General features: G+C 47.7%; 16 protein-coding genes. 4 read left to right on the top strand and 12 right to left on the bottom strand.

The genetic code is table 11. From position 1 onward, the window contains the following. Positions 1-97: 97 nt before the first annotated feature. The 9 genes from MTBPR1_RS15310 to MTBPR1_RS15270 all read right to left on the bottom strand — a co-directional run bounded on the left by MTBPR1_RS15310 (position 98) and on the right by MTBPR1_RS15270 (position 9505). Positions 98-3517 carry a tetratricopeptide repeat protein gene (locus MTBPR1_RS15310; protein ID WP_069189894.1) on the bottom strand — a complete coding sequence of 1140 codons (3420 nt, stop codon included), beginning with the start codon at positions 3515-3517 and terminating at the stop codon, positions 98-100. Positions 3518-3539: 22 nt separating this feature from the next. After that, entirely contained in the window at positions 3540-4274 is a 735-nt protein-coding gene (locus MTBPR1_RS15305) for an OmpA/MotB family protein (protein ID WP_083223142.1), read from the bottom strand. After that, positions 4271-5185: a flagellar motor protein MotB gene (locus MTBPR1_RS15300; RefSeq protein WP_069189893.1), complete on the bottom strand. Its 915-nt coding sequence runs from the start codon at positions 5183-5185 to the stop codon at positions 4271-4273. The genes MTBPR1_RS15305 and MTBPR1_RS15300 overlap by 4 nt, the downstream gene beginning before the upstream one ends. Before the next feature lie 19 nt (positions 5186-5204). Continuing rightward, positions 5205-5867 carry a protein phosphatase CheZ gene (locus MTBPR1_RS15295; RefSeq protein WP_069189892.1) on the bottom strand — a complete coding sequence of 221 codons (663 nt, stop codon included), beginning with the start codon at positions 5865-5867 and terminating at the stop codon, positions 5205-5207. 41 nt (positions 5868-5908) lie between these two features. Beyond that, entirely contained in the window at positions 5909-6295 is a 387-nt protein-coding gene (locus MTBPR1_RS15290) for a chemotaxis response regulator CheY (RefSeq protein WP_069189891.1), read from the bottom strand. A 174-nt stretch (positions 6296-6469) separates the two neighbouring features. Beyond that, positions 6470-7243, bottom strand: coding sequence for a MotE family protein (locus MTBPR1_RS15285; RefSeq protein ID WP_069189890.1), 774 nt, complete (start codon positions 7241-7243; stop codon positions 6470-6472). Between the two features lie 18 nt (positions 7244-7261). Further along, on the bottom strand, positions 7262-7756 hold the full coding sequence (locus MTBPR1_RS15280) for a DUF6468 domain-containing protein (protein WP_083223141.1): 495 nt from the start codon (positions 7754-7756) through the stop codon (positions 7262-7264). Between the two features lie 5 nt (positions 7757-7761). Beyond that, positions 7762-8895: a flagellar motor switch protein FliM gene (gene fliM / locus MTBPR1_RS15275; protein WP_069189888.1), complete on the bottom strand. Its 1134-nt coding sequence runs from the start codon at positions 8893-8895 to the stop codon at positions 7762-7764. 61 nt (positions 8896-8956) lie between these two features. Next, entirely contained in the window at positions 8957-9505 is a 549-nt protein-coding gene (locus tag MTBPR1_RS15270; protein WP_069189887.1) for a flagellar basal body-associated FliL family protein, read from the bottom strand. Between the two features lie 340 nt (positions 9506-9845). On the opposite strand from MTBPR1_RS15270, the gene flgF reads away from it, so the two are divergent. The 4 genes from flgF to flgH are packed head-to-tail and all read left to right on the top strand — an operon-like array spanning position 9846 to position 13251. Then, on the top strand, positions 9846-10577 hold the full coding sequence (gene flgF / locus MTBPR1_RS15265) for a flagellar basal-body rod protein FlgF (RefSeq protein ID WP_069189886.1): 732 nt from the start codon (positions 9846-9848) through the stop codon (positions 10575-10577). 53 nt (positions 10578-10630) lie between these two features. After that, positions 10631-11416: a flagellar basal-body rod protein FlgG gene (flgG, locus tag MTBPR1_RS15260; protein WP_069189885.1), complete on the top strand. Its 786-nt coding sequence runs from the start codon at positions 10631-10633 to the stop codon at positions 11414-11416. Between the two features lie 14 nt (positions 11417-11430). Continuing rightward, positions 11431-12441, top strand: a complete 1011-nt coding sequence (gene flgA / locus MTBPR1_RS15255; protein ID WP_069189884.1) for a flagellar basal body P-ring formation chaperone FlgA — start codon at positions 11431-11433, stop codon at positions 12439-12441. A 54-nt stretch (positions 12442-12495) separates the two neighbouring features. After that, positions 12496-13251, top strand: coding sequence for a flagellar basal body L-ring protein FlgH (gene flgH, locus MTBPR1_RS15250; protein ID WP_069189883.1), 756 nt, complete (start codon positions 12496-12498; stop codon positions 13249-13251). A gap of 84 nt (positions 13252-13335) precedes the next feature. Here flgH and pseC read toward each other — a convergent pair whose 3' ends face one another. The 3 genes from pseC to MTBPR1_RS15235 all read right to left on the bottom strand — a co-directional run bounded on the left by pseC (position 13336) and on the right by MTBPR1_RS15235 (position 15578). Further along, positions 13336-14475, bottom strand: a complete 1140-nt coding sequence (pseC, locus tag MTBPR1_RS15245; RefSeq protein ID WP_069189882.1) for a UDP-4-amino-4,6-dideoxy-N-acetyl-beta-L-altrosamine transaminase — start codon at positions 14473-14475, stop codon at positions 13336-13338. 101 nt (positions 14476-14576) lie between these two features. After that, positions 14577-14993, bottom strand: coding sequence for an RNA polymerase-binding protein DksA (gene dksA, locus MTBPR1_RS15240; protein ID WP_069189881.1), 417 nt, complete (start codon positions 14991-14993; stop codon positions 14577-14579). A 153-nt stretch (positions 14994-15146) separates the two neighbouring features. Continuing rightward, positions 15147-15578, bottom strand: coding sequence for a flagellar assembly protein FliX (locus MTBPR1_RS15235; RefSeq protein ID WP_069189880.1), 432 nt, complete (start codon positions 15576-15578; stop codon positions 15147-15149). Positions 15579-15802 lie beyond the last annotated feature (224 nt).

The following is a 15802-nucleotide window of genomic DNA, read 5'->3' as shown; positions in this document are numbered from 1 at the left end:
TACTGTGAAACTCAAGACAAATTTATCCATAAGTTACATTTTTTAGATATTTCGCAAAAACCGTTGCATGTTCGCACCATGAACAAAGCGATAGGTTTTAGTTAATCTCGCTCAACTTACCTGCTTTAAGGCGCTCTTTATATTCACCCATAAAGTTGGTGAAGTTCTCAGCAGGCTTCACCAATTGGGTGATGGTGCGTGGGTCTAACATACCGGCATTTTCACGCGAGGCAATCAAACGGAAGGCATCACGCAAGGAAGTTTGCTCCATCGCCCCGCCATAATCGGCACGAATGCGCGCAACCCCACGCTCGTTATTACCCAGCGTATAAGAGACCGCAAGGTTCAAGATCAAACGGGCCTGTTCTTCATTAAGCGGCTTGTTGCGACGCGCGCCTTTAGCAAGGGCAATGCGTTTCAATGTCGCGGCTGAATTGCGCCAATCACTGGCATTCCAATAAACTTCTGAGCGCAAGAGATCGGCTGCAACGGTTTCATCTTCCGCATCATCCAGCATCTTGATGCCTTTATCAGATTGCCCCATGTCGATTAAGGCACGCGCTTCAAGATGGCGACGTTGCACAATCTCTTCCGGTGTCATTTTTGTGCGTTTACTTTTCTTGAGCGCCCGAATGGCTTTTTTCGGACTGCTGGCAGCAAGGTAAACAACCGCTAACTGGGTACCGACTTGAGATTTCTTCTCCCCGCTTAGGCGGAACTGAACTTGGTTTTCTAACAACTCAGCGGCTTCGCGCAACAAATCAACAGCTGCCAAACGGTCCGCTAACTTGCGGATCATCTCGTCACCTTTTGTCCCGGCTGGGGTCAGCTCGCGGAACTCATCATAAAGCGCAATTGCTGTTACAGGCGGTAGCTCATCAGCCTTACCTTCAAGATAAAGCTCTTCAAAGATACGGATCATTTCTTGGGTAACGCTTTCCGCTTCTGGATGTTTGCGGAAATACGTTGCGGCTTGACGCATGGTGCGCAGGCCATCGCGATAGTTTGTCGTTTTCACATACATATCACCAAGACGACGCAACAGATCAAACTCAAAGTCATCCCCACGCCATGCAAAGCGGAGTTTTTCCAGTGCCTCGATCAGCTCTTTATCTTCGATACGCTCATGCTTATAGAGAAGCTCATTCTTGGCCAAGGCCGCCTTGGCACGTGAAGGACGATGATTGCCCGCTTCAACTTCTTCATATACCACAACCGCCCCATCAGGGTCGCCGCTGATTTCCTTACTGCGTGCACGCAGGTATTTAACCGCATCATCTTGGCGGTTATTCAAACCTTCAGCTTCAAGCACTTCAAGATAAGATTCAGCTTGGCGCACATCACCTGTTTCAAGGGCGGCTTCTGTTAATAACAGACCCAGTGGGAATTTCAGGCGTGGTGGATAGTTACGGATCACCCCACCCAGCCGTTTCATATCCAAGGCACTTTGTGAATAGTCCCCTTTTGCTGCTTGAACAGCGGCTTGCCAGAACTGGCCTTCATCCTTAGCGGAAATTTCCTCACCTGATAAATCTTCTTCAGCTTCATCCAAGCGGTTTAAGATGAAATTAGCCACACCACGTTTGGCAATAAATTCCGGTTCTTTGGCTTTTTGCGGGTTGGATTTGGCAATGACGTTCAACACGCCTATCGCTTCTGGTCCCATGCCATGAGACAGGTAATATTGGGCGAGCTTTTCACGCGCAATTTCACGACGTGGCCCTTTTAAGCCCGCAACTGATTTTTCAAGGTCTTGGCGGTTTTTGCGATATTCATCCATCTCGCCGACTTTCCATTTATCAAAATGGAAAATCCGACTGACCCCACGCAAGCCCCCCATTTTCGCCTGCGCAACCGCCTTTTTACCCGTATCAGAAAGCTTCAGGCTTGAGGCCGCCGTCATCTCAATACCGGACTTCAACGTGCGTATGCGCAAGTCATCACTTAAGGGGCGATAGACCACTCCTTGGGCAGAGGCCAAAATATCAAACTGTGGATATGAGCGCGGTGTATTAACACCATGGCCCAACGGAATGACAGGTACGATGACAAGGTTATCGCCAACAACCGGGTCCTGAATTGGTACAGGCAGGCCACCTTCTTGGACAGACATAAACATACGTGCGCCCGCAGGTGAATGCGGCTGGGACTGGACATCAATTTCCTGCAAGGCCAGCAAAGGCAACTTGCCAAAATCAAACACCCAAGCCAGACCTTCGCGTTTTGGGCGTGGGTTAAAGCCATCAACCGTTTCAATACGCAAAACCGTGGCACGTGGAATGGCGATCTGTTCAATATCAACAATGCTACCCTTAGCAAGGGCCTTCATGGCATTTACGTCTTGTTCAGTCTGCTTATCAAATACCAGCCAGACATTGCCCCCGCGCCTAAAGGCGGCGGCTGCAACGGGCTCCCCAAACTCAAAGCGCAAGGAAAAGGCTGCTGCCAAACCACTTGCATTTTGTGCTGGTTCGCTCACAACAGGGGCCGGGGCTGGTGTCACCTGCGCAGGTGCGGCTAGCTGTTGAGGTTCAGCTACTTTTACAACAGGGGCTGCTTTTGGTTTTGGCGGTTGAACGGCTTGTGGCTGCGGTGCAGGTGTTGGCGCTGGTGCAGCAACAGGCTGGGGCTGAGCTTGTGCAACTTGAGTGGTTGCAGGTGGCGCAGGTTTTTGCGCCAAGCGATCACGATAGACATCGACCACCACTTTAGAGCCCACATAGAAATGCTTAATGCGAGAGCCCGACGTCACGTCCAGTTCCACATTATTACCATTTTGGCGCAAACCACGTACTTCACCACTTAGGTTACGTTTGGCTGCAGTAAGGTTATATTTGGCAGGCTCGGCAAAATTAACGATTGTTTTACCTTGATAATCCCCAATGGAATAATTGATCTTGCGCGGCCAATCAAAAACGATACGGGTAAAGTTACCTTTTTCGCCTTTGCGCACACGCACATTTGGCCCACTGGTGGGCACGACAGACTGCTGCACAGCCACAGGGCGCACCGTTTGAGCAGGCGCTGCTTGTGGTGCAGGCGTTGGCTGTGGTTGGGCAACGGGTTGCGGGGCAGGCTGTGGTGCGGGCTGGGCCACAGGTTGGGGAGCGGGTTGTGCTTGAGGTTGAGGCTGTGGCGCTGGGGCCTTTTTCTCAGGTTCCCCAATAATATCCACAACAAGGTAACTGCCGCTATAAAAGCTGCGCACACCATAATCACCCGTTAGCTGCATGGTGATGGTGCGCCCGCCATTTGATGGCGTTACGCGTGAGATATATTTTTTAAGGTTACGGCGCACATCATTGTAAGATGTTTCAGCAGGCTCGCCCAAAGTGATTTTTAAAACACCGTTTTCAGCATTGGCTGTGTAGCGCACCGGGATAGACCATTTAAAGACAATCCGCCCATAACCGGGATGCCCGCCTGCGCGCACGGCAATACGCTCAGCCCATGCCGCTTCAACAGCGAACATGCTGATCATAAAGACCATCAAGCTTATAAGTGCGCGCAACGCCATATGGTTTGTCTTACCTCTTAGTCTATTTTAACACGCCGGTTTGCAGAACCATAATATCTACACGCCGGGCCAGTGCCGCTTTTTGTTCATCCGGTATAGCAGGTAACTGGTCATAACCGCTATCCCCATATCCATATGCCAAGAATTCTTGCGTGAAGCCAGACTTTCTTAGCGCATTTCCCACCGCAATTGCCCTAAAAAGTGATAATTCCCAATTTGAGGCATAATCTTGACCTTCAGACGGCTGTGGGTCCGTATGTCCAGTTATAACAATCTGATTACTAACATGTCGTAAAACATCACCAATTTTTAACATAGTTTCTTGCGAACGGGTGCTTAAGTTTTTACTTCCACTGGTAAAAAGTAGGTCCCCGGGCAATGAAATGAGTAATCGGTCATCAAGGAGCTGGATCATTGAGCGCCCTAGAATATCATCTTTTTCTACTTTTTCAGCTAAAACAGCCTGTAAATATTCCAGATTAATCGCACGTTTTCTAAAAACGGTAGAGATATTGTAATCCGCCGTGGCAGTCGCCACCGTTTGTGTTTTTTGTGGGTTAAGCGTGGTGGAAAGGGAATCTGTGATCGCATCCCATTTATCAATCTGCACTGTCGCCATGGAAAAGAGCATGACAAAAAAGGTGAGAAGCAAAGACACCAGATCGGTGAAAGTCACCATCCATGCGCCTTTTTTTCCTTCATCCTGCGTTTTTGTCACAAAAGACGTTAAACCAACCTGACGGGTTTGCCTTCTCATTGCTGCACCCCCAATCGTAATTTAGGTGGGGTGATTTCCAATAGCCCATCGGGCTTGGTTTCTTGGGGAACGCTTTCAGGTATCGTCTGAGGCAAAGGTTCTGGCGCTAAAGGTAAAATCGCACTTACCCCGCCATCATCCATTTGAACGGGCGCAAGGGTCACGGGTGCCGGAATAACTTTCTCGGGAAGAGCCTCAACCTTTTTCGGCATTTTGATGAGAGGCGACTCTTCAAATTTAATACGGTTTTCCATTCGTCCACGGATATGGAACCAAATTTCAACCGTTTTATCATTACTCCCCTTCATCCCGATAGAGACAGAGCCCGGAGGTGCCCCCCGATTGAGCAAATCACGTGCAAAGGCACCAGCACGGCGAATGGCGAGGCTTTGGTCTGTGGGCAAAGTCTGTTGAGACGACCAAGCCGTCGGCACAACAAATTCCATTTCAAAACGCAAACCCGGCGGGTTGGCACTTAGTGCTGCCACCAAACGGTCCATAAAGCCATACTGGCCTTCGCGAATGACATCCTGATCAAGTTCAAACAGCCCATCACCATCAAGTTCGATGCGCATAAGGCGACCGGGCTGGATGGCATCAACTTTCACCACCCCAATAACAGTAGAAAACAGTCCTGTGACTTGGCGCTGAAATTCATCAGCGGCAAGAAACTCACCTGTTGTGGCATTAAAAGCGGTCAAGTCCATACGAGGTGGCAAGACAGAGGAAAAAGTCGAGCTCAGACTTTCCATCAAAGCTTTGGACTTAACTTCTTCCATGGAAGAAATACTGACGAGCAGGATAAAAAAGGCGAGAACTAGCAGATAAAGGGATAAGAAAAGCGTAATCGTCCGACCGGCGTCACTTTTGGGTCTATCGCCCCCATTAAAGTTTGCCCTTACTCGGTTCATGGCCTTCTAATAAAATTTGTTAATCGAAACTGGCAAGTAAGGCGTCGATATCTTCCTGACTCTTGCCTTGACCATCAAGCTGAGGACCTTCAAGCAGGTCTTCATCCGTGATTTCTTTAGGCGCATCATCTTCAGTGTCAGGGTTTTCAGATTTATATTTATCGATTTCAGACCCGAATGCCTCAACCAGAGCATCGATCTTCTCTTCAATATGTTGCAGTGCTGAGACTACTTTTGTAATACGCTGGCCTGTAATGTCTTGGAACGAACAGGCTTCGTAAATTTTTGTGGTGGCATCCATCAGCTTATCACTGATTTCCTGCTCCACATGCCCCATAGCTTCTTCAATCATCTCCGTTGCGTCCATAATATTATTGGTCGCATCCGCAGTGGCATCAACAATTGCATCAAGCTCATCACTCGCCGATGTCAGGTATTTTTCCTTCACATCGTCGGGCCGGAGTTGGGCAATTTCAGCCTTGGCGCTATGGATATAATCCGCAAGGGATTCGAGTTCGTTATAAAGCTCCATGTCAGCAGACGTTACGTCACCTTTCATGGTAGAAAGGAGACCGTCTACGACTTCGACCACTTCTTCGACTTTTACGGTATCGCCGTAAGTATCGCGAAGCTCGTCTAATCGTGCTGTCAAGTCGGGATCGACTTTTGAAGGTACTGACATTAGCGGCTCATGAACTCGAATCAAATCTTACGAATGGGAACTTAGAAGTCACCAATCACGCTCACCATTTTACCTTTGAGCGTCTCTGCGTTAAATGGCTTCACGATGTAGTTAGATACACCCGCCTCTTTCGCAGCAATGACGTTCTCGGATTTACTTTCCGCAGTAACCATGATGAACGGAATGTGCTTCAGTTTTGCATCGGAACGAACTTCGCGCAACAATTGCAAACCCGTCATTGGTTCCATGTTCCAATCAGAAATGATCAGATCAAAGTTCGCCTGACGAAGTTTTTGTAACGCTTGGCTACCATCAGTTGCTTCATCAATGTTGGTGAAACCCAACTGACGAAGTAGGTTGCGGATGATACGCAACATTGTTTTATAGTCATCCACAATCAGGATGGGCATATTAGGATCGACAGCCATCTAGCACTCCCAGATAAAAGTATCTTTTTTTTAATCGGCTTACCTTCCCCACGAACGGGCCGCAAAAAAGGCTTCTTTAGATTTAGTACTTGAGCTTAGCGCAGGAAGCAACCTTTTTAAAAGAGAAACCAACGCATTAGCCCAATTTTTTTTCATTTTTACATGTTTCTGCGGTTATTGACCGCCTTCGAGCTCGCCCGGCTTAGGCAATCTGCGTAATCTAAACAATTCTTCTGTCACATCACGTGCTTTTTTCGGGTCCATTTTCGCCAAAATAGGGGCAAGACGACGTTTGTTCATCTTTTCTGCGACTTCTAAGAGTACATCCATCTCAAGTTCTTCAAAGATTCGCCCAGCATCTTTCGGCTTCATATTCTCATAAATTTTGATCAGATTGACCAGCTTTTCATCTTGCTCGTCATCATATTTGATCATCTTGTCTTCAATGGTTCGTTGCAGTGCCTTGAGGGATTGTACTTTTTTATCAATTCGGCCTTCAGCTGCCTTAAGTAGATTCTCTCGCACATCAAGCTCGCGGGCTTGGGCTTCAATTTCTTCGCGGCGCTCAGCAAGCTTCTGCAACAAGTCAACTTCTGCTTGAGTATAAAATGTCGGATCATCCACAGAAGATGTCTCCTCATCATCTGCTTCTTCAGCCGCTTCTTCCTCAGCTATGGCCTGTTTTTCTTCTTCGCTTAACTCTTCAGTATCAGCTTGGGCCAGCTCAAGCACCTTAGGCGGTGCCGGATGGCGGCTTTTCATAATTTCAGAGGCTGATTTGGGGCGTTCCTGCGGGGTCTTTTGAACGGCTTCAGCTTTTGTCACTGATACACCATCCATCCAATCGCCCATACCTTCCCAGATGGCATTGACTTTAATGGTCAGCAAAAAGGCCGCAACAAAGATTGTCACGGGTAAGACGCGTAATTTATTCAACATGGACATCATAATTGTGTCTCCCCGCCCTTAACGGACCGACTCCAATGCTTTTAACAATTCACGTTCTGCATCAGACTTCGGTTTAAAATCATCTTCTTGCGGCGCTGCTGGCTGAGCTGCTTTAGGCTGGGCAGCAGCGGCAGGCTCAGGTGGTGCAACCGTATCCTTGACCTTTTTACCTGCATAAGAAGGAGTCTCAGGGCGATTGTTGCGCACGCTATCTTCCAGTTTATCAGCCGATGCACCAGCGCGATCAATCAGGAAGTTCAAATCATCGCGCAAGGCTTCTGCTTTTCGCAAGGTCTCTTGAACATCGCGTTTCATATCATCGGCTGATCCGGTCAGCTTATGAATACTTTCTTCTGCACGGATGGTGGCATCATTAAATTGATTGGCCAATTCTTCCAGCTCAGACTGATCCTTGCGCAAATCAGAAAGGCGACGGTTTAACATGACCGCGTAGGCAATTGTCGCGATTAACAAGATCGCAATCAGCATGTCCAAAATTAATGCAAATGGCACTGCCTTTATCCTTTCTGCTTCGTAATTTCGTCGTCAATACGCACGGCAATATTATTGCCTTTGCGCCCCATCTTACCAGTATACATGGAAACGCCGCCACAGCGAATCTCAATATCGGAATCCGGTGTGGCATTAAACATAATTTGTGAACCGATCTTCAAATTAATGATATCGGTCAGTTCCATATATTGCTCATCCAGCACGGCTTCCAGATCCACATCGGTCTGCCAGAGCTCACGCGCCAAGTGGGTTTCCCAAATACTGTCACGACCGAATTTCTCACCCATGAACATCTGCAAGAGAAGTTCACGAACAGGTTCCAAGGTCGCATATGGCAAGAGCATTTCCACACGACCACCACGGTCTTCCATATCAATACGCAGCTTGGCAACAATCGCGGCGTTACTTGGGCGTGAAATGGTTGCAAAGCGTGGGTTTGTTTCCAAACGATCAAAGCGGAACGACACAGGTGACAGCGGGTCAAAGGCGGCGGACAAATCATTCAACACCACGTGAACCATTCGTTCAACTAGGTTACGTTCAATGGTCGTATAGGGCCGCCCCTCAATACGCATGGCCGCCGTACCACGGCGCCCACCAAGCAACACGTCCACGATGGAATAGATCATGGAACTGTCAATGGTCAAAAGACCGTAGTTATCCCATTCTTCCGCCTTAAATACACCAAGCATGGCCGGCAGAGGGATAGAGTTAAGATAGTCACCAAAACGGATAGATACAATGTTATCCAGCGAAACTTCTACGTTATCGGATGTAAAGTTACGCATGGATGTGGACATCATACGTACAAGGCGGTCAAAAACCACCTCCAGCATGGGCAGACGTTCGTAAGAAACAAGGGCAGAGTTCAGGATTGCCTGAATACCGCTTTGCCCGCCTTCTTCATCATGGTCTTCGTCAAAACCAAGAAGGCTATCAATCTCATCCTGGTTTAGGACACGCGTAGATTCACGACCGCCAACCGCCCCTAAGAGGTCAGCACCGCCACCACCATCGTCACCGACCATGGACTCCCATTCTGCGGCGAGATCGTCGTCTTCACCTTCCGCCTCGTCATCACCGAGGGCTGCTTCCCATTCTGCAGCGAGATCTTCACCTTCGTCATCGGCGACAGTCATAAACCCTGTCCTTCACTATCTTCTCTTACAGTCTCAAAACTACCGATAATAATCTTCGCAATTATTGTACCAGCATTTCTTTAAAAAGCACGTCATTGACTTTAACCGGAGCCACGGCCGCATTTACACGCGCCAAAAGCTCCTCGCGCAAACGATACATGCCTGCTGAGCCTTTTAAGTCTTCAACACGTAACTCACGTAAGTATACCTGAAAAGCATCAACAACACGATCCTGCACAGCAACAACCTTATCAACTTCCAAGGCATTGGGCACTTCAAGGCTTACACGGATTTTCAAGAAGCTGGATTTACGCCCTGTTGTATTCAGGTTCACCAAAATTTCAGGCAAGTCTGTAAAAGCAACAGGTCCAGCAGCTTCACCGCCACCTTCGCCGCCTTCACCACCTTCGCCTTCTGCGCTTTCTTCCGCACCGATCAACGGGTCAAGCAAGCCCGTAAAATAAGCACCTGCCGCACCACCAATAATCAGAACCAGAGGAATGGCCAACATGAGGATTTTCTTTTTCCCCCCGCCCCCGCCGGAGCCGCCTTCCTCATCATCCAGATCTTCGTCGTCATCCATGTCGTCGTCGAGATCATCATCAGCCATGTCTTAATACTCACACTTATAGTCAAATACATTCATTGGTCGCCACTATACATGGCTACCCTTATTTACACCATAATTAGCAAGTGGTTAACAACAGGTTTAAAGAGTTTTTTTTCTTTAAAGGCAAAAATAGTCCCTTAGAGGCCAGATTGACATGGAATTTATTGCCGCCCGGCAACAAAAATTACCGGAACATTTTGTTCCACCTCCACCCTCACAAAGACATAACTTATTGATTTTAATCATATTTTAAAACTGGCACGGTCTCTGCATATATACTCGCAACAACGCGGCAAAATGTCGCACACTAGAGCGAATTAAGTTTAAGAGGCATAGCCAAATGGAAAATTCATTACTCATTGCACTGTCGAGACAAACGACACTCAAGCGTGAAATGGCATCTGTGGCTAACAACATCGCCAACATGAACACACATGCTTATAAGCGTGAGTCCATGATGTTTGATGATTACCTGATGCGTAGTAAAGGTGGCGACGCCATCATGGGCGACAAATTGATGTTCGTTCGTGACGTTTCCCAATATCGCGACATGTCAGAAGGAAGCCTAGAAGAAACAGGCAACCCTCTTGATGTTGCGGTTCACGGTGAAGGTTTTTTCGTTGTGGAAACAGAAGGTGGCAACCGCTACACACGTAACGGCCACTTCCAACTCAATGACGAAGGCGTGGTTGTGACTTCTGATGGCAACCCGGTTCTGACTGAAGATGGTGAGCAAATCCAGACAAACCCAACCGACACCCGCATCGAAATCAGCCGCACGGGTCAGATTTACACAGATGCAGGCGAAATCGGCAAACTGGGTATTGTTCAATTTGAAAACCCACAGTTCATGAAAAAGGTATCCAACACCCTGTATAGCTCAGCTGATGCGGGCACACAGGTTGAAATGCCACACGTTATTCAGGGCAAACTTGAGCTTTCCAACGTACAGCCAATCATCGAAATGACCCGCATGATTGAGGTACACCGTTCATACGAAAAGGCAAAGAACCTTGTCACCAAAGAAGATGAACGTATGCGCAAAGCCCTTTCATTAGTTAGAGACCAATAAGTAAGCGCCGATCAAACGGCTAGCTAGAGCGAAGAAGTTTAGGAGTAAAGAAAATGAGATCATTAAGTATCGGTGCTACAGGAATGCTGGCTCAACAACAAAATGTTGAAGTCATCTCAAACAACCTGGCAAACATGAACACAACGGCTTTCCAACGTCGTCGTACAGAGTTCCACGATCTTTTGTATCAAAACATCCGTCGTGTGGGTTCCACCTCTGCAGATGACGGCTCAGTCGTTCCTGCTGGTGTACAGCTTGGCTTGGGTGTGAAACTTGCTTCTGTTTATCGTATTCACGAACAAGGCAACCTGACGGCAACCGACAACACGTTTGATCTTGCTATCCAAGGTAACGGCTTCTTCCAGATCACTCTGCCAGATGGTCAAACAGCTTACACACGTGATGGTACATTCCAGCTTAACGGTGATGGCGAGCTTGTCACACATGATGGCTACCTCGTTCAACCGGGCCTGACTATTCCAGCAAACGCTGTTGATGTAACGGTTAACTCTTCTGGTGAAGTTCTTGCAAAAATCGATGGTCAAGTTGATCTGCAAAATGTTGGTCAATTGACATTGGCAAACTTCCCAAACACAGCGGGCTTGAGCGCACAAGGCTCTAACTATTACCTGCAAACGCCAGCTTCTGGTCAGCCTGCAACGGCCGTTCCGGGCTCAACAGGTTATGGGTCAATCCTGCAAGGTTTTCTTGAAACATCAAACGTAAATGCTGTTTCAGAAGTAACCAACCTGATCTCAGCCCAACGTGCTTACGAAATGAACTCCAAGGTGATCTCGACTTCTGATGAGATGATGGGCACCTTGTCGCAGATGCGCTAGGAAGGAACTAAGTCATGAAACACTTTATTTTTCTTGCAAGTTTACTTGGTACTTTGTTGTTTGCCCCTGCTGGCAATGCCACAACCGATACCCTCGACACAATGGCAACAGGCGAAACTGGCCCGATTGCTTTGCGCGAAAACATTGTGGTCTCTGGTGCCTATATCCGTTTGGGCGATCTGTTTGCAAACGCACCGATCGACAAAGCCGAAACAGCGGTGGCTTATGCGCCAAAACCAGGTCGTCGCGCTTCTTTCGATGCCCGTTGGTTATACCGTGTGGCGCGTGCCTATGGCTTGAAATGGCGTCCGCTTTCTTCAGACCTGCGCACCATGGTTACGCGTGACAGCATCCAAATTCAAAAAGACGAAATCATTGATGCCTTGATGGCCTCCCTTAATGACTATGATCTGCCATCTAACCCACATATTGAGCTGAGCAACAAGCACCTGCGCATTCATGTGCCAAGTGAGATCATGGCAGAAGTTTCTGTTGAAGATGTGAGCTATAACCGCCGCACCAACCGCTTTGCCGCTATGCTCAGCGTGGGTGAGAAAAACATGAACGCCAGCCAACGTGTTCGTGTAACAGGCCAAGTTCATCAGATGATTGAAATCCCAACATTGGCACGTCGCCTTAGTAAAGGTGAAGTGATTGCCCAAAATGATATTACTTGGGTCAAGCTTCGTGCAGATCGTGCCCAACGCGGCGTGATCACTGAGTTGCAAGATGTGGTCGGCATGACACCGAAACGCTCTTTGCGACCAGAACAGCCTATTCGCACAATGGACATTCAGCGCCCTGTGATCGTCCCTAAAGGCAGTGTTGTTACAATCATTTTGAAAAAACCCGGCATGACCCTCACTTCAAAAGGGCGCGCTATGGAAAATGGCGCTGATGGTGACACCATCCGCATCAACAACACAAAAACAAAACGCACAATTGACGCTATCGTTATCGGTAGCTCCATGGTCACGGTTCTTCCGATCCTTGACCAACCAGCTCAACTCGCATCAATCAATTAATTTTAAAAGCGAACTTGAGCCCCGTTCTTAGAGCATATGTATAGGAGACTAGACATGTTACAATTTAAAAATATTCTCCGCCTTGCAGCCATTGTGACCTTAATGTCCACACTTTCTGCCTGCGGTCTCTTTACCCGCCTGTCCCATGTTGGTGACGGCCCAAAAACAACAGAAATCGTCAACCCGACAAAACGCCCGGATTATCAGCCTGTCAGCATGCCGATGCCCGCACCAAAAGCCGCCCATATCAACCCAAATTCACTTTGGCGCAGCGGGGCACGCGCTTTCTTTAAAGACAATCGTGCCAACGAAGTGGGCGATATCCTGACAGTCAGCATCGCTATTTCTGATAACGCAAGCATCAACAATAAAACAGAACGCACACGCGCTGACGGCGAGACAGGTAATTTAACCAACCTTTTCGGCTTTGAAGCCGGCCTTGCCAAAATCGTCTCCTCCAATGTGGATAACGCTTCAACTGTAAGCTTGAACACAGACCACACCACATCAGGTGAAGGCAAGATCGCACGAGATGAAAGCATCACCATGACAGTGGCCGCTGTGATCACCCAAATCCTGCCAAACGGCAATCTTGTGATCAACGGTCGCCAAGAGACATTGGTGAACTACGAGCTGCGTGAACTCAATATTACAGGAATTATTCGTCGCGAAGATATCACTTCTGCCAACACCATCGACCACACAAAAATTGCTGAAATGCGTGTGACATACGGTGGGCGCGGTAACGTATCTGAACTGCAACAACCACGTTGGGGTATGCAGGTCCTCGATATCATCGCACCATTCTAAGTTTCTATGCCCTAGCTCTTATCGCTCTAAGACACTAGGAAACTCACAGGCCGAAGTCATCTGACTTCGGCCTTTTTTTTGTGATTATAAAAGAACGTCTTTAACAGCGCTGATCACTTCATTCACCTCAGCCTCACTCAGGGAGGAATAAAGCGGCAGGGCCAGAACCCGTTCATAAAAAAGCTGTGCACCGGGCAGGTTTGGCTCACCGTAAAGCTCAACATAATAGGGCTGATTAGCCACCGGAATATAATGCACCTGTGTGCCGACCCCTTTTTCCATTAAGGCCTTACAAACCTCAGGGCGTTTTTTGCCTAGTTTATCAAAATCAATCAACAACTGAAAAAGATGCAGCAATGGCTCCCCATTTTCAGTTGGCGAGACCGATTTGATATAAGGCGAAAGACCATCCAGCTCCTCACGGTATTTCTGGACAATCTCCATACGGCGCTGCCCAACCTCTTGAAGGCGGCTTAATTGGCAAATGGCAAGGGCTGCGTGAACATCTGATAAACGGTGGTTATAACCAAGCTCATTCATCTCATAAGCCCATGGCCCAGTTTTTTCATCGCGCAGCATACCGTGATTGCGCAAAATGCGCATGCGCTCAGCCATTTGCGCATCATTTGTTGTGACCATCCCGCCTTCACAAGACGTAAAGCTTTTCGTCGCATGAAGGGAAAAACACGCCAAATCACTATAAGCGCATGCCCCAACAGGATAAGCTTGGTTGGTGCCGCCCAAAGCATGGCAGGCATCTTCCACAATCTTCCAGCCCTTAGACCTTGCATAGTCTGAAAGGCTTTTCATATCGGCGCAATGTCCACCGATATGTACGGGATAGATCGCAACAATCCCCTCCCCTGCTTTTTCTTCAGCCGCTTTTAAATTCTCCAGCGTCATAATGGCTGTGTCAGGATCAACATCACAAAAAACCACATCAGCCCCGCACATACGCACCGCATTTGCTGTGGCTAAAAAAGTCAAAGCAGGCACGACCACCTTATCCCCCGGCTTCAATCCAATTGCGAGAGAGGCAAGATGCAAGGCTGTTGTACCATTGGAACAAGCCACAGCTTCTTTTGCCTGAACCAAAGCTGTAAACTGTTTTTCCAGTTCCGGCACTTTTGGTCCGGTTGTTAAAAACTGGCTTTTGAGCACATCAACAACAGCATCAATATCACTTTCGCGTACATCAGGTCGCGCATAGGGCTTGAAAGACATTCGCTTTCCTTTTGTCTGATTTCTCATAAAACATGACATGGAATAAAAAAAGCGGCAACCTTTCGATTACCGCTTTTCAATTCTTCAAAGATCAACCGACCTTAGTCATCACGATGGGTTTTTTCCATACGTTCATGACGTTCTTGGGCTTCAATGCTCAGCGTCGCAATTGGGCGCGCTTCCAAACGGCGAATACCAATAGGCTCGTCCGTTTCTTCGCAATAGCCATATGTCCCTTCATCAATGCGGATCATGGCCGCATCAATTTTGCTGATCAGCTTGCGCGCACGATCACGTGTACGAAGCTCAAGTGCGCGGTCTGTTTCCATAGACGCACGATCAGCCAAATCAGGTGCTTGGTTGTTTTCTTGTTGGAGATGCTCAAGCGTTTCGTTTGATTCACGAATCAGCTCTTCTTTCCATGCCAAGAGTTTTTCACGAAAATACTGTTGCATATTTTCATTCATGAACTCTTCTTCATTTGTCGGCTTATAATCTTGTGCCAATGTGACGGTCATCCCAGTGCCCCTTACTTGCGTGCCCATCCTGCTAATTTTGGGCGCAATATAAGGAGAGTCTCGCAATATCGCAAGAATTTTTCTTCATAGAGTTGCAAGTTTATTTTTTTGTGAAAACACAATAACTTAGGGAATACCTACATAACCTACAGGTTATTTGTTGCGTCCCCACTTCGCAATTTCAACCTCTGCGCGCAGCTCAATCTCATCAATAATCTGCTGTAAGGCCGGATCTTCGACCGTTTCACGCCGACTACGCAGTAAATGAGCAAGATTTTGCAAACGTTCAACCGAGATACCACCAGCTAAAATTTCGCGCTGTATCTCACTTAAACGCTCCAGAATATCTTCCCCGCGTTGGAAAAGGGCACGACGGTTTTCTTCTTCAGTAGCATCACCGACTTCTTGAATGGAAAGAATGGAGTCCATAGAGGCCACGGGATTAACCTCTTGAAATTCGACCTGCCCCTCGTTGCCCCCTGTGGCACGGTTGAGATGAGTAGAAAAACCACCGGATTTACCAGTTCCCTCTTTCTTTGTGCTTTTCACCGCTGGCTTACTTGGCCCTACGTTTGAAATCTTCATCTCAACATCCAGTTCAATTTATCTCTAGTCTTTATTATAGACCAATTTTAAGCGCTTCCCAAGTGGGGAAACTCTGCCCGGCAAGATTTTCCACTTTCCCTTAACAATCCTTAATAGATAACATTTTTTCCTTTAATTTCAATAGATTAAATTGTGGCACAGGGTTTGCGTATAGATTTGCGGGTCATTGTACCCACAGTGTTAATTTAACTAATGAGGAATGC

Source organism: Candidatus Terasakiella magnetica (assembly GCF_900093605.1).
In the GTDB taxonomy this organism is placed as follows: domain Bacteria; phylum Pseudomonadota; class Alphaproteobacteria; order Rhodospirillales; family Terasakiellaceae; genus Terasakiella; species Terasakiella magnetica.
The sequence above is the reverse complement of the archived record's forward strand: the minus strand, read 5'-3'. Positions and strand labels throughout refer to the sequence as shown.

Coding starts and splice junctions, on each gene's coding strand:
- flgF (WP_069189886.1), top strand. CDS start 9,846: ATGGAAAATTCATTACTCATTGCACTGTCGAGACAAACGACACTCAAG.
- flgA (WP_069189884.1), top strand. CDS start 11,431: ATGAAACACTTTATTTTTCTTGCAAGTTTACTTGGTACTTTGTTGTTT.
- fliM (WP_069189888.1), bottom strand. CDS start 8,895: ATGACTGTCGCCGATGACGAAGGTGAAGATCTCGCTGCAGAATGGGAA.
- MTBPR1_RS15270 (WP_069189887.1), bottom strand. CDS start 9,505: ATGGCTGATGATGATCTCGACGACGACATGGATGACGACGAAGATCTG.
- flgG (WP_069189885.1), top strand. CDS start 10,631: ATGAGATCATTAAGTATCGGTGCTACAGGAATGCTGGCTCAACAACAA.
- dksA (WP_069189881.1), bottom strand. CDS start 14,993: ATGACCGTCACATTGGCACAAGATTATAAGCCGACAAATGAAGAAGAG.
- MTBPR1_RS15235 (WP_069189880.1), bottom strand. CDS start 15,578: ATGAAGATTTCAAACGTAGGGCCAAGTAAGCCAGCGGTGAAAAGCACA.
- MTBPR1_RS15310 (WP_069189894.1), bottom strand. CDS start 3,517: ATGGCGTTGCGCGCACTTATAAGCTTGATGGTCTTTATGATCAGCATG.
- MTBPR1_RS15305 (WP_083223142.1), bottom strand. CDS start 4,274: ATGAGAAGGCAAACCCGTCAGGTTGGTTTAACGTCTTTTGTGACAAAA.
- MTBPR1_RS15300 (WP_069189893.1), bottom strand. CDS start 5,185: ATGAACCGAGTAAGGGCAAACTTTAATGGGGGCGATAGACCCAAAAGT.
- MTBPR1_RS15295 (WP_069189892.1), bottom strand. CDS start 5,867: ATGTCAGTACCTTCAAAAGTCGATCCCGACTTGACAGCACGATTAGAC.
- flgH (WP_069189883.1), top strand. CDS start 12,496: ATGTTACAATTTAAAAATATTCTCCGCCTTGCAGCCATTGTGACCTTA.
- MTBPR1_RS15290 (WP_069189891.1), bottom strand. CDS start 6,295: ATGGCTGTCGATCCTAATATGCCCATCCTGATTGTGGATGACTATAAA.
- MTBPR1_RS15285 (WP_069189890.1), bottom strand. CDS start 7,243: ATGATGTCCATGTTGAATAAATTACGCGTCTTACCCGTGACAATCTTT.
- pseC (WP_069189882.1), bottom strand. CDS start 14,475: ATGTCTTTCAAGCCCTATGCGCGACCTGATGTACGCGAAAGTGATATT.